Source organism: Bordetella bronchiseptica, assembly GCF_900636925.1.
In the GTDB taxonomy this organism is placed as follows: Bacteria; Pseudomonadota; Gammaproteobacteria; order Burkholderiales; family Burkholderiaceae_B; genus Bordetella; species Bordetella pertussis.
Genome location: NZ_LR134326.1, coordinates 435,162 through 448,257 on the forward strand (window position 1 = coordinate 435,162; position 13,096 = coordinate 448,257).

Sequence of the window (13,096 nt, forward strand, 5' to 3'; positions counted from 1 at the left end):
GGAACATGGCGAATTTCAGTATCGACAGGAAGCGATTGGCCGGCATGGCGGCCAGCCTGGGCCTGGCCGCCGCGGCCGCGAGCGCCTGGGCGCAGGCGCCGGCGATGGACCACGGCTCCATGCCGGGGATGGACCATGGCGCGGCGCCTGCCTCGGCGATGGACCATGGCTCCATGCCGGGCATGGATCACGGCGCGGCGCCTGCGCCGGCGATCGGCGCCTTGCCGAGCAGCGATGGCGCGGGTGATCAGTCGTACGCGGCCTACGGCATCCATTCGCACATGATGGACGACATGGCGACCAGCCAGCTGCTGTTCGACAAGCTGGGCATGACCTATGACCGCGACCGTCGCACGGGCCTGCAATGGGATGGCCAGTTCTGGGTCGGGCGCGACCTGGACAAGCTGTGGATCAAGAGCGAGGGCGAGCGCGTCGGCGGCCGCTCCGACGGCAAGGTGGAAGCCTTCTGGAATCGCACGATCTCGCCGTTCTGGGATCTGCAGGTGGGCGCGCGGCGCGATTTCGGCACCGGACCCAAGCGCAACTGGGGCGCCATCGGCCTGCAGGGCGTGGCGCCGTACAACATCGAGACCGAGGTGACGGCCTACGTGGGCGGCTCGGGGCGGACCGCGCTGGCGCTGAAAGCCGAGTACGACCTGCTGCTGACCCAGCGGCTCGTCCTGACGCCGGAGATCGAGGCCAGCGTGTACGGCAAGGACGACAAGGCGCGCGGCATCGGCGCCGGCCTGTCCGACGCGTCGTTCTCGCTGCGCCTGCGCTACGAGATCACGCGCGAAGTGGCGCCCTATGTCGGCGTTTCGTTCGGCCGCAAGTTCGGCAGGACCGCCAGCTACGCCAGCGAGGAGGGCGAGAGCCGCTCGGAGCGGGCCATCATGGCGGGCGTGCGGATCTGGTTCTAGGCGGCCGGCTGGGCCAGATAGTCGCGGATGCGCGCCTTGAGCCCAGGCTGCGCGGCCGAGCGCGCCAGCGCGGCCAGGTCGGCGTCGTCGTGGTCGTCCCGCAGTACCCGGTGCAGCGTGGCGCGGGTGGCCGGATCGAGCGCGGTGGCCGCTTCGGCGGCCGCGTCGATCAGCGCGGGCCACTGCGCCTGGGCGGCGCAGTCGCGCACGAAGCCGATGCGCCGCGCTTGGTCGGCGTCGAATGCACGGGCGCTGCCCAGGATGGAGAGGGCCTGGTCGGCGCCGACGATATCGCGAAAGCGGCGTGTGCCCAGCACCAGGCCGAACTTCAGCCCGGGCATGCGAAAGCCGGCCTCCGGGGTGCAATAACGCCACTTGCAGGCCGCGAACAGATCCACGCCCGCGCCGAAGTTGCGGCCGTGCGCCAGCGCCAGCGTCAGGCTGGGAGAGCCGGCCACGCGCTGCAGCAGCATTTCGATGCGCACCATGCGCAGCAACAGATCGCCTTGGCTTTGCGTCTCGTAGTCGGTGAAGTCGAATCCGGCGCTGAAGTTCCTGCCAGCGCCGGCGAACACCAGCAGCGGCACCTGTTCGCGGTGGGCGGCATCCACGCCGTCGATGAGCGCCTCGACCAGTTCGGCCGACAGCGCGTTGCGTTTTTCGGGGCGAGACAGCGTGAAGGTCCAGGCTGCCGGGCGCCGCTCGATGGCCAGGGGAAGGGAGGCGGACATGGCGCTCAACCCGCCGGCCGGGCCGCCAGGGCCGACAGGATCTCATCGTTGTGCTCGCCCAGGGCGGGCGGGCGGCGCATGACGCCGGCCGTGCGCGCGTCAAAACGCACCGGCGAGACGAACGTCCGGGTGCGCACGCCGTTGGGCAATTCGAGGTCCTGCACCCAATCCATGTGTTCGACCTGCGGGTCGGCCAGCACTTCGGAGTAGTCGTTGATGGGGGCGCACGGCACGCCGGCCTGGCGGAAGCGCTCCAGCCAGGCATGGGAGTCGTGTTCGGCGAAGATGGCCTCCAGGATGTCGCGCAGGGCGACCTGGTGTTCGGCGCGGTCGGTGGGATTGGCAAAGCGCGGGTCGGCGTGGAGGTCGTCGCGCTCGACGACCTTGCAGACCGCTTTCCATAGCGAGTTGTTGCCGGCGGCCATGCCGAAGTAGCCGTTCTTGCAGCGGAATACCTGGTACGGCGCGTTGCGGGGGTGCGCCGAGCCCAGCTTGACCGGGTCCGCGCCGGTCCCGAAGTACTGGGAGGTCTGCAGGGCGGCGATGCCCAGCGTGGCCCCGAGCATGGAGACGTCGATGTGCGTGCCCTGGCCGTCGGCCTGCACGCGGCGCAGGGCGGCGGCGATGGCGAAGGCGGCATACAGGCCGGCGGTGAAGTCGCAGACGGGCACGCCGCATTTCACGGGGGCGCCGCCTTCTTCGCCGGTGACGCTCATCAGCCCGCTCATGGCCTGCAGCGTCAGGTCGAAGCCGCCTTCCTGGCTGCGCGGGCCGCTTTGGCCGTACGCCGATACCGAACAATAGACCAGGCGCGGGTTGCGCGCGCGCATGGCCTGCTGCCCCAGCCCCAGGCGGTCCATGACGCCGGGGCGGTTGTTTTCGATCAGTACGTCGGCGCCGGCGATCAGCTCGATGGCTGCGTCGCGCTCGGCCTCGTTCTTCAGGTTCAGGGTGACCGAGCGCTTGTTGCGGTTCAGGGAGGCGAAGTTCTCGCTGTAGCCATCGGTGATGGGCGCCCAGCTGCGCAAGGTGTCGCCCGTGCCGGGCGGCTCGATCTTGATGACGTCGGCGCCCATGTCGGCCAGCAGCATGCCGCAGAACGGGCCGGCGGCCACGTTGCAGATTTCGATGACGCGTACGCCTGCGAGGGTGGATTCCTGGTTCATTTTTTCTCCTGGTGCTTCAGGCGGCGCCGCCGAAATAGCCGCCGCGATAACCCATGTGCGCCGACAACTGCCGCGCCGCCTGTTGCACCAGCGGCGCGTATTCACGCATTTTCTGGTTTGTCAGCCGTTCGAGCGGGCCGGAGATGCCCAGCGCCGCCACGGCCTTGTCCAGCCCGTTGAAAATCGGCGCGGCAATGCCGCCGATGCCCTGGCGCCACTCGCCGCGGTTGATGGCGTAGCCGATGCGGTTGACGTCGGCCAGCTCCTGCTTGAGGGCGAGCAACGACACGTGCGTGTCTTCGGTGTGCCGCTTGATGGCGGCGCCATAGTGGTCGAGGTAGTCGGCCGTCTGGCAAGCCAGCAGGGCCTTGCCGGTGGCCACCGCGTAGGCCGGCGCCCGGCCGCCCACGGTCGAATAGGCCAGCAGGGGCTGCGGGCTGTCCAGCTTGTCGACATAGACCACGTCCAGCCCGTCGAGCACGGACAGGTGCACGGTTTCGTTGGTCAGCCTGGCCAGTTCGCCCATGAACGGCGGGGCCAGTTTGCGGGCGTCCAGGCTGGCCAGCTGGCGCGCGCCCAGCTCGAACAGCTTCAGCGTGCATTGGTACGAGCCCGTGGCGGGGTCGCGCCGGACATAGCCGGCGTGGGCCAGCGTCTGCAGGGTGCGATGCGTATTGCTGCGGGTGAGGCCGATTTCCTCGGCGATCTGGTCCAGCGTGGGCGTGGCGCCGTCGAGCCGGCTGATGGCTTCGAGGACCGTGAGGCCCTTGAGCAGGGTTTTGTCCATATGTCGTATGCCTTTGCAGCGCAAGCGCCGGCCTGGCGCTCATGCGTATGCCAGGGTGGTCGCGCACAGAATACAGATAGCGCGTTTATAAATCAAATAATGAAATATTAATCCTAAATATTGGGAAGTTATCGAACCCATCCTCTACCCGGTAAATACGCTTGATATTGGCTATATTGATTGACGTCCATCCAGGGTGTTCTTTATTATTTTCCACATATATAGAATTCGTATCCTATATTTTGGTATTTCTCCGGGCATGATGACGCCGCATGGGCGATGTGCTCGAATGAAGGGACCGACAGGAGGGGGTCATGTCCGAGAGATTGCTCAATACCGTGGTGGCGCTGGGCCAGCTGGTCGAACGCACCGGCCTGCAGGAGGCCGCCATCCTGGCGCAGGCGCGGCAGCTGATCGCCGGCCTGGTGGCCCATGACGACTGGCTGCCCGACGAAATGGCGCAGCCGCATCCCGAGTACTACCGGCAGTATCTGCTGTACGGCGACCCGCGCGACCGCTACTCGCTGGTCAGTTTCGTGTGGGGGCCGGGCCAGAAGACGCCGGTGCATGACCACACGGTATGGGGCGTCATCGGCATGCTGCGAGGCGCCGAGACCGACCAGCCGTTTCGGCGCGCCGCCGACGGCCGGCTGGCGCCGGAGGGCCCGGGCAAGGTGCTGCGCCCCGGCGACGTGGCCTGTGTGTCGCCGTCGATCGGCGATATCCACCAGGTCAGCAATGCCTACGACGACCGGGTGTCGATCAGCATCCACTTGTACGGCGGCAATATCGGCCGCATACGGCGCAGCGTCTACGACCCGCAAACCGGGGCGAGCAAGGCGTTCGTGTCGGGCTATTCGAACGCCATGACGCCCAATCTCTGGGCCGCGCCCAACGCCGGCTGAGCAGCACGGCGTTGCGGGCTGGCGGCCGCCGCGCTTCAGGCGGCGTCTTCGAGCGCCTGGCCGAACTGGTACAGCACGGCCTCGTCCAGATGCCGGCCGATCAACTGCATGCTGATGGGCAGCCCCTGGCTGTCGGCGCCGAACGGCACCGACAGGCTGGGGTGGCCGGACAGATTGGTCGGCGCGGTCAGGCGGGTCAACAGCCAGGTGGTGGAGTACTCCTGGCCATCGAGCGCGGTGGTGCGCTGGTCGCGCAGCGGGGCGGTGAGGCCGCAGGTGGGGCATAGCAGCACATCGACCTGTGCCAGCGCCTCGTCGAAGGCCCGGCGCGCCACGGCGCGCATCGCCATGGCCTGCAGGTAATCGACCGCCAGCACGTCGGCGCCGGTCAGCAGGCGCGCGCGCACTTCGTCCTGGTACGGCGCATTGGTCGTCAGCGCCCGCAGGTGGCGCGCATAGGCTTCGGTCTTGAGCACCAGTTGCTGGGCTTCGTAGATGGCCTGCACCTGGGCGATTTCGATGGGCACCACCTGCGCGCCCGCCTGGCGGAAGGCTTCCTGCGCCTGTTCCAGTGCCTGGCGCACCGGCGCATCCAGATAGTCGAGGTAGAAACCGGTGGCCAGGCCCACGGTGCGGCCACGCACGGATTGGCCGGCCAGGCGCGCGTAGCTGTGCGCCGGCTGGCCGGCGAGCGCGTCCAGCAGCACGGCGTTGTCGCGCACGGTGGCGCTCATCGGGCCGACGTGATCGAGCGTCTGGCTCAGGTCGAAGGCGCCGGCGCGCGGCAGCAGGTCATAGGTGGGCTTGAGGCCCACCACGCCGCACAGCGCGGCGGGCAGGCGGATGGAGGCGCTGGTGTCGGTGCCCAGGGCGGCGGCGCACAGCCCGGCCCCCAGCGCCGCGGCCGAGCCGCTGCTGGAGCCGCCCGTCATGCGGGCCGGGTCGCGCGGGTTGCATGCCGCGCCGAAGTACGAGCGATCGCCGGTGGGGCCGTAGGCGAACTCGTGGGTGTTGGTCTTGCCCACGATGATGGCGCCCTCGGCGCGCAGCCGGGCGACGACCTGCGCGTCGCGTTCGGCGCTCGCCTGGTTCGCGTACTGCTGCGAGCCCATGGTGGTACGCATGCCGGCGACGTCGATCAAGTCTTTGACGGCCACGGGGATGCCATGCAGCGCGCCCACCGGGGCGCCGCCGGCGAAGGCGGCGTCGGCGTCGGCGGCCTGCCGCATGACGGTTTCAGGGTCGACGCTGATGAAACTGTTCAGCGGCGAGGCGGCTATCCGGTCCAGCAGGTCGCGCAGGGTGGCGGAAGGGGTGGTCTGGCGCGTGCGGTAGGCAGACGCGAGGGCAGCAATGGTCAGCATTTTGATGAAAGACGGGTAAGGCGCAAGGCAAGGCGCGGACAGCGTCCGCCGGCGAGGCCGGCGGACGCCGCGGTTTACTGCAGCGGTTCGATCTTGCCGTTGTTGAAGCGGGCCAGGCGGATCGAGCCGTCGTTCTGGTTCTTCTTATCGAAGCGCACCGGCCCCAGCAGGGTCTCGAAGCCTTGCAGCTGGGCCAGCCCGGCCTGGATCTGCTCGGGCTTGGTGCCGCCGCCCTTGCGCGCGGCTTCCACCACGGTGTAGACGGCTTCGTATGAACCGGCGTCGAACGCGCCGGGCAGGCTGTTGTAGCGTGCCTGGTAGGCGGTCTCGAACTGCTTGGAGCGCGCGTCGCTCAGGCCCGGCAGCCAGGTGGTGGGGAACACGGCGCCCTCGGCCGCGGCGCCAGCCAGCTCCTGGAACTTGGGCACGCCCTGGCCCTCGTTGACGATGAGCTGCGTCTTCAGCCCCAGTTCGCGGATCTGGCGCGCGATGATCGAGCCTTCCGTGTAGTAGCCGTGCACGAACAGCACGTCGGGCGCGCGGTCGCGGATGTTGGTCAGCTGGGCCTTGAAGTCGGTCTCGCCGCGGTTGTATTCCTCGTAGGCCACGACTTCGGCGCCCAGTTCCCGGGCGCGGTCGGCGGCCGCCTTGGTGGGCGGCTTGCCGTAGTCGGAGTTCTCGGCCAGGAAGGCCACCTTGCGCGCGTTCTTGTTCTGCACATAGTGCTCGATCGCCTTGGTATCGAGCTGGTTGTCGGTAATCTTGATGCGCCAGGTGTACTGGAAGCCCTGCTCGGTGATGGTGGGCGAGCCGGCCATGCCATTGACCAGCGGCACCTTGTATTTCTCGTTTTCCTTCGAGAAGGCGATGGTGACCAGGCTGGCGGCCGAGCCGACGATGGCGTCGACCTTGCGCTGGGTGATCAGCTTCTTGGCGGCGTTGATGCCGGTGGCCGGGTCGCTCTTGTCGTCTTCGCCGTGCACTTCGAGCGGTACGCCGTTGAAGCCGCCGGCCTTGTTGATTTCCTCGACGGCCAGGCGGGTGCCCTTGTTGTGGGCGTCGCCGTACGAGGCGGCCGGGCCGGTCACGGATTCGATGATGCCGATGCGCAGCGGCGTGGCGCCGGCCGCGGCCTGTTCTTCCTTCTGGCCGCAACCGGCCAGGGCGACGGTCGCCGCGATCGACGCGACGGCCAGGGTGCGGGGAGCGAATGCAATCATGATGTCTCTCTAGTCGGGAGGGGGGGATGCCGTGCATCGGCGAAAGTGGCGTGGCGCGTATCAGCCGTCCATGCCGAGATAGGTCTTGCGCACGAGGTCGCTGTGCAGCAGGGCTTGGGTATCGTCCGAGCCGACGATCTGGCCGGTCTCCAGCAGGTAGCCGCGCTGGGCCGTCTGCAGCGCCAGCGTGACGTTCTGCTCGACCAGCAGGATGGTGGCGCCGGCGGCGTGGATCTCGCGCAGCTTGTCCATCAGTTCGGCCACCACCAGCGGCGCCAGGCCCAGCGACGGTTCGTCCAGCAGCAGCAGCTTGGGGCGGCCCATCAGCGCCCGGCCGATCGCCACCATCTGCTGCTCGCCGCCGCTCATGGTGCCGGCCTTCTGCCGGTAGCGCTCCTTCAGGCGGGGGAACTGCGCCAGGATGCGTTCGATGTCCTGCTGGATTTCGTGGTGGGTGGAGCGGCGCGCCCGCGCGCCGATGACCAGGTTCTCGGCCACCGTGAATTCGGGGAACACGCGCCGTCCCTCCGGGACGATGCTGATGCCCTTGCGGATGATGGCGTCGGGCGCCTGGCGGTCGATGCGCTCGCCCATGAATTCGATGGCGCCGCCGCGTATCGGCTGCAGGCCGAGGATGGACTTGAGCAGGGTGCTCTTGCCCGCGCCGTTGGCGCCCAGCAGGGTGACGAACTCGCCGGCGGCGACGTCCAGGCTGCACTGCTTGAGCGCCTGCACGCGGCCGTAATAGGTGTCGATGCGGTCGATCTTAAGCATGCTGCGCTCCCGCGCCCAGATAGGCGGCTATCACTTTTTCGTCGCGCTGCACCTCCTGCGGCGTGCCGTCGGCGATCTTGTGTCCGTATTCCAGCACCACGATGTGCTCGCACAGGCCCATGACCAGCTTGATGTCGTGTTCGATGAGCACGATGGTGTAGCCCAGCTCGTGCAGCTTGAGGATCAGCTTGCGCAGGGCGATGCGCTCCTGCAGGTTCAGGCCCGCGGCCGGTTCGTCCAGCAGCAGGATCCTGGGGTCGGTGGCCAGCGCGCGCGCGATGTCCAGCTGGCGCTGTTCGCCGTAGGGCAGGTTGGAGGCCAGTTCGTCGGCCTTGCCTGCCAGCCCGACGTACGACAGCAGCTCGATCGCCCGTTCGCGGGTGGCGCGGCGTTCGGCGCGCTCGCCCGGGGTGCGCAGGATGGAGGCCAGCACCCCGGCGCGGGTGCGGTCCTGGCGGCCGATCATCACGTTCTCGGCCAGCGTCAGGTCGGGGAACACCATGATGTTCTGGAACGTGCGCGCCACGCCCAGGCGGTTGATCTGATGCAGCTTCAGGCGGCTGATTTCCTTGCCGTCGAAGCGGATCGAGCCCGCGGTCGGCGTGTAGATGCCGCTGACCACGTTGAACAGCGAGGTCTTGCCCGCGCCGTTGGGGCCGATCAGGCCATGGATGACATTGGCCTGCATGGTGAACGATACGTCGGAGAGCGCCTGGACGCCGCCGAACGAAAGGGTCACGTTGTTGACGGAAAGCATGCTTACCTCGCGCGCAGGGATTTGAGCTTGTTGGGCAGATCCACCAGTCCTTTGGGCAGGAACAGGATCACCAGCGCCAGCAGCAGGCCGTAGACCAGGATGTTGTATTGGCCGAATTCCTGGGCGTACTCCTCGATGATGGTCAGCGCGAAGGCGCCGATCACCGAGCCGTAGATGTTGCCGATGCCGCCCACGAAGGTCATGATCAGGAACAGCACGGAGACGTGGATGCCCAGCCTGTCCGGGTCGATGAAGCCGTCGTAGTGCACGAACAGGGTGCCGGCGAACGCCGCGAACAGGGTGCTGATGGTGAATGACAGCACCTTGTAGCGGAACACCGGGATGCCCAGCGACTGGGCGGCCAGTTCGTTGTTGGCGATGGCCTGCAGGGCGTCGCCGGTGCGCGAGTCGATGACCCGGCGCAGGATGACGAAGCCGGCGAACATGCACAGCAGCACGTAGTAGTAGTAGCCCAGGTCGCTGGTGAGCGACCAGCCGAAGAAATCCGGCGCGGGCACGGCCGTCAACCCGGAAGGGCCGCCGGTGATCGTGCTGTTCTTGATGATGACCTGCACGATGACCGCGACGGCGATGCTGGCCAGCGCCAGGTAGTGGCCGCTGGTGCGCAGCACCAGCATGCCGACCAGGCAGCCCAGCACGCCGACTGCGGCCGTGGCGACCGGCACCGATACCAGGTAGGGCACGCCGGCCTTGGCCATCATGCCCGACAGATAGGCGGCCAGCCCGAAGAAGGCGGCGTGCCCCAGCGAGATCTGGCCGGTGTAGCCGGCGAACAGCGTCAGGCCCATGACTACGATGGCGTAGGTGGCCGCCCGCACGCCCAGGTGGGTGATGAACGGGTCGTTGAGCAGGGCCGGCAATGCGATGAGGACCAGCGCGCAAAGCGCGGTTCCATATTTGCGACGAAACATGATGCGGTGTCCTTCTGGCTTGGTCTGCTTAGACTTTCTTGATCTGCTTCTTGCCCAGGATGCCGTTGGGCTTGACCAGGATGATGAGCAGCAGGATCGAGAACGAGACCAGATCCTTGTAGGCGGAGTTGATCAACAGCGTGCCGAACTGCTCGATGACGCCCAGCATGATTCCGCCCAGCACCGCGCCCGAGAGCAGGCCCAGCCCGCCCAGCAGCGCGGCGGTGAAGCCCTTGAGCATGATCAGGTTGCCCATGTCGAACGACAGCACCGCTATCGGCGCGTAGACGATGCCGGCCGCAGCGCCCAGCGCCGAGCACAGCGCCACGGTGAAGTTGTTGATGCGTGAAACGTTGATGCCCATCATGCGCGCGGTGGTCTTGTCCTGCGCGACCGCCCGCACCGACAGGCCCAGCGGCGTGCGGGTGAACAGCAGGTACAGCAGCAGCATGATGAGCAGCGTCATGCCGATGACGATCAGGTACTGGTCGCTGATGCGCACCGAGCCGATCGAGGCCGCATGTTCGCTCAGCGGCGGAAAGCGGTACGCGGACGAGCCGAAGAGCAGTTGCGCGGCGCTGCGCAGCAGGATGAACAGCGCCACGGTCATCATGAACAGCGAGAGCTGGTTGCTGTTTTCCAGCCGCCGCATGAACACCCGTTCGAGGAACGAGCCGAACACCAGCGCCGAGGCGATGGCCAGCGGAAAGGCCAGCCACATCGACAGCCCCAGGTCCACGTGGAAGACGTAGCCCAGGAATGCCCCCACCATGAAGATTTCGCCTTGCGCGAAGTTGATGATGTCCATGCCCCGGAACACCAGCGTGATCGCCAGGGCGATCATGGCATAGGTGCTGCCCACGGACAGGCCGTAGATCAGTTGCTGCAGAAAATGGTCCATACGGATCTCTACCCAAACGTTTGGGTAGCAACTGTAGGGGCGCACGCGGCCGCTGGCAATTTAGTATTTACCCGAACGTTTGGGTAAAACGGGAATGTTGCTATGATGCGCGCAAAAGGAAGGCCACATGAAAGGTAAGCAGTCTCCGGTCACTTTGCGTTCGCTGGCGCAGCAGCTGAAGGTGCATGTGTCGACCGTCTCGCGCGTGCTCAATGGCACCGACGACGACGCGCGCAACGCCGCCGCGCCCGAGACGGTCGAGCGCATCCGCGAACTGGCGCAGCAGCTCAATTACCGACCCAATCCGCACGCCATCGGCCTGCGCACCCAGAAAACGCGCACGGTCAGCGTACTGGTGCCGCAGCTGTCCGACCTGGTCGTGGCCACGATCTACGAGGGTATCGACGCGGCGGCCGCCGACTCGCGCTACCTGACGTTCGTGGCCAATACCGGCGACGCGCCGCCGCGCCAGCGGCAATTGGGCGAGATGGCGCTGGATCGCCGGGTCGAGGGGCTGATCTTCGCCGATGCGCGCCGCGACGATACCCGGTTCCTGGACGAAATCGCCCGGCGCGGCGTGCCCATGGTGCTGGTCAGCCGCCATCTCGGCACGCATTGCGCCGTGACCTGCGACGACGTGGCCGGCGGCCGCATGGCGGCCGAACATCTGCTGGCGCTGGGCCATCGCGACATCGCCGTGCTGGCCGGCGAGCAGTACGCCAGCACCGGCTGCGACCGCAGCGCGGGGTTCATCGCCTATTGCCGCGAGCAAGGGGTGGATATCCCGGCCAAATGGATACTGCATGGGCCGTTCGATACCCGCGCCGGCCGGCTGGCCGGCGAGAAACTGTTTCGCAGCGCCCGCAAGCCCTCGGCGGTGTTCGCGGTCAACGACTTCCTGGCCATCGGCCTGATGGGCGCGGTGCGCGATCGCGGCCTGCGCGCGGGGCACGATGTGGCCATCGTGGGCTTCAACGACACGCCGCTGGCCGCGGAACTGCCGATCAGCCTGACCACGATCCGCTCGCCCATGCACGCCATGGGCTACCGCAGCATGGAGCTGCTGCTCGAGCGTATCAAGGGGGGGCGCCCGGCGTCCGAGCGGCTGGCGCCGCAGCTGATGGTGCGGGCCAGCACCTGTCCGCGCCCTGGCGAGCCCAGCGGGCTCGCCTAGCGGGGCAGGGCGGGCGGCAGCGGGTCCAGGCCGTCGCGGATGGATAACGGAGAGGAAAAACCACCCGCTAGGACGCTGGACTCGCATGCCTCGCAGGGCCGGCCCCGGGGGGGCGGCCCATCATGCAACGGCTCAGAAGCGGTGGCGCAGGCCCACGGCCACGGCGGTGTTGCGCACTTCGTCATGGAACGCGTAGTTGTCGCCGTAGGCGGCATAGGCGTACAGGTTGGTGCGCTTGCTCAGGTCGTAGGTGGCGCCCAGGGCGAAGATGTTGTAGGTCTTGTCGCCGCCGGTCAGCTTGTCGTTCTTCGGATCGGCGCGCTGCCACGAGCCGAATACCTTGGTCTTGCCCAGCGGCACGGTCGCGCCCAGCATCAGGGAATCGACCTTGGCTCCGTCCTTGTAGGCCAGCGAAGGCAGCTTGCTGTAGCCGGCGAAGCTGGGGTTGGTGCCCATCGAGTAGCCGGAGAACCAGCCGTCGAACGTCTGGCCCCAGGCCGCGTGCAGCTTGACGACCTCGAAATCGTACATGCCGCCCAGGGCGTATTCCTGCACGCTTTGCGATTCGCCGTTGGTGGCGGCGTGGTTGGGGCTGAGGCGGTCGTAGGTGGCGACCAGGGTCAGCGGGCCGGAAGCGTACTTCGCGCCGGCGGTCACGACGCGCGGATTGTCGCTGGTGCTGAAGTTGTCGCCCTTGGTGGTGTCGGCGTTGAACGAATAGCCCAGCCCGAACCGGAAGCCGCTGAAGTCGGGCGACTGGTACATCACCATGTTGTCCAGGCGCAGCGACTTGGCCGAGCCGAACGTGCTGCCGATGCCGGCCATGCCGTAGTCGGTGCCGAACGGGCTGATGTCGCCCAGGTACTTGGACGCCATATTGGTCTGGCGGCCGAACTCCAGCTTGCCCCAGGCACTGCTGGACAGGCCGACGGTGGCCTGGCGGCCGAACAGGCGGCCGCTTTGTTCGGAGTTGCCGGTCTGGTTGTTGAAGCCGGCCTCGAGGGTGAACACGGCCTGCAGGCCGTCACCCAGGTCTTCGGCGCCTTTCAGGCCCCAACGCGAGCCGCTGCTGACGCCGCTGGTCGCGCCGACATGGCTTTGCTTGAAGCCGTTGGGTCCCTTGACCTGTTCATAGCCGATGCCCGAGTCGATCAGGCCATACAGCGTGACGCTGGTGGCGGCGGCTTGCGCCGTGCCCGCGAATCCGCTGGCCAGGGCGACGGCAAGCAAGGTTTTCTTCATTGTGATGCTCCCAAATTTCTGCAGAAGGTCCGACATACGTCCTGCACGGTTCGTGCTGGAACGTGGACCCGGCGAAGTCTAGGGGCGCCATATGTGCCGGAGTGTTACACGGCGCGCGAATTGACATTTCCATGCACTGAGGCAATGCGTGCGTGGTGCTGTCATATTGCCTTGCTATCGCGGGCGCGCCGCGCCTGCGCGTAGCACGCGGGATGGCGCCATG

At 67.2% G+C, this 13,096-nt stretch carries 13 protein-coding genes; 3 read left to right on the top strand and 10 right to left on the bottom strand.

Translation table 11 applies throughout. The features are described from left to right. Positions 1 to 5 precede the first annotated feature (5 nt). Complete coding sequence (locus EL288_RS02075) at positions 6 to 920, top strand: copper resistance protein B (protein WP_033448268.1); 915 nt, start codon at positions 6 to 8, stop codon at positions 918 to 920. On the opposite strand, the gene EL288_RS02080 is transcribed toward EL288_RS02075, so the two are convergent. The 3 genes from EL288_RS02080 to EL288_RS02090 are packed head-to-tail and all read right to left on the bottom strand — an operon-like array spanning position 917 to position 3,628. After that, a complete protein-coding gene (locus EL288_RS02080; RefSeq protein WP_126621891.1) occupies positions 917 to 1,660 on the bottom strand; it encodes an enoyl-CoA hydratase/isomerase family protein in 744 nt (247 codons plus the stop codon). The genes EL288_RS02075 and EL288_RS02080 overlap by 4 nt on opposite strands. Beyond that, positions 1,657 to 2,817, bottom strand: a complete 1,161-nt coding sequence (locus EL288_RS02085) for a CaiB/BaiF CoA transferase family protein (RefSeq protein ID WP_003815298.1) — start codon at positions 2,815 to 2,817, stop codon at positions 1,657 to 1,659. The genes EL288_RS02080 and EL288_RS02085 overlap by 4 nt, the downstream gene beginning before the upstream one ends. Before the next feature lie 16 nt (positions 2,818 to 2,833). Next, positions 2,834 to 3,628 carry an IclR family transcriptional regulator gene (locus EL288_RS02090; protein WP_003815297.1) on the bottom strand — a complete coding sequence of 265 codons (795 nt, stop codon included), beginning with the start codon at positions 3,626 to 3,628 and terminating at the stop codon, positions 2,834 to 2,836. Positions 3,629 to 3,918: 290 nt separating this feature from the next. Here EL288_RS02090 and EL288_RS02095 point away from each other — a divergent pair, with 290 nt between their 5' ends. Next, a complete protein-coding gene (locus EL288_RS02095) occupies positions 3,919 to 4,509 on the top strand; it encodes a cysteine dioxygenase family protein (RefSeq protein ID WP_003815296.1) in 591 nt (196 codons plus the stop codon). A 35-nt stretch (positions 4,510 to 4,544) separates the two neighbouring features. On the opposite strand, the gene EL288_RS02100 is transcribed toward EL288_RS02095, so the two are convergent. From EL288_RS02100 to EL288_RS02125, 6 genes are all read right to left on the bottom strand, one after another. Continuing rightward, a complete protein-coding gene (locus tag EL288_RS02100) occupies positions 4,545 to 5,873 on the bottom strand; it encodes an amidase (protein WP_015064900.1) in 1,329 nt (442 codons plus the stop codon). A 74-nt stretch (positions 5,874 to 5,947) separates the two neighbouring features. Beyond that, positions 5,948 to 7,093 carry an ABC transporter substrate-binding protein gene (locus tag EL288_RS02105; protein ID WP_003815289.1) on the bottom strand — a complete coding sequence of 382 codons (1,146 nt, stop codon included), beginning with the start codon at positions 7,091 to 7,093 and terminating at the stop codon, positions 5,948 to 5,950. A gap of 60 nt (positions 7,094 to 7,153) precedes the next feature. After that, positions 7,154 to 7,867: an ABC transporter ATP-binding protein gene (locus EL288_RS02110; protein WP_003815288.1), complete on the bottom strand. Its 714-nt coding sequence runs from the start codon at positions 7,865 to 7,867 to the stop codon at positions 7,154 to 7,156. After that, positions 7,860 to 8,624 carry an ABC transporter ATP-binding protein gene (locus tag EL288_RS02115; protein WP_003815287.1) on the bottom strand — a complete coding sequence of 255 codons (765 nt, stop codon included), beginning with the start codon at positions 8,622 to 8,624 and terminating at the stop codon, positions 7,860 to 7,862. Before EL288_RS02115 ends, EL288_RS02110 begins: the two co-directional genes overlap by 8 nt. Positions 8,625 to 8,626: 2 nt before the next feature. After that, the gene (locus tag EL288_RS02120; RefSeq protein ID WP_003815286.1) at positions 8,627 to 9,556 is read right to left on the bottom strand and encodes a branched-chain amino acid ABC transporter permease; all 930 of its coding nucleotides are present in this window, start codon (positions 9,554 to 9,556) and stop codon (positions 8,627 to 8,629) included. Between the two features lie 28 nt (positions 9,557 to 9,584). Beyond that, positions 9,585 to 10,457: a branched-chain amino acid ABC transporter permease gene (locus EL288_RS02125; protein ID WP_003815285.1), complete on the bottom strand. Its 873-nt coding sequence runs from the start codon at positions 10,455 to 10,457 to the stop codon at positions 9,585 to 9,587. A 127-nt stretch (positions 10,458 to 10,584) separates the two neighbouring features. On the opposite strand from EL288_RS02125, the gene EL288_RS02130 reads away from it, so the two are divergent. Next, positions 10,585 to 11,631: a LacI family DNA-binding transcriptional regulator gene (locus tag EL288_RS02130; protein WP_003815283.1), complete on the top strand. Its 1,047-nt coding sequence runs from the start codon at positions 10,585 to 10,587 to the stop codon at positions 11,629 to 11,631. A 132-nt stretch (positions 11,632 to 11,763) separates the two neighbouring features. On the opposite strand, the gene EL288_RS02135 is transcribed toward EL288_RS02130, so the two are convergent. Continuing rightward, positions 11,764 to 12,873, bottom strand: a complete 1,110-nt coding sequence (locus EL288_RS02135; RefSeq protein ID WP_033448266.1) for a porin — start codon at positions 12,871 to 12,873, stop codon at positions 11,764 to 11,766. Positions 12,874 to 13,096: the final 223 nt, after the last annotated feature.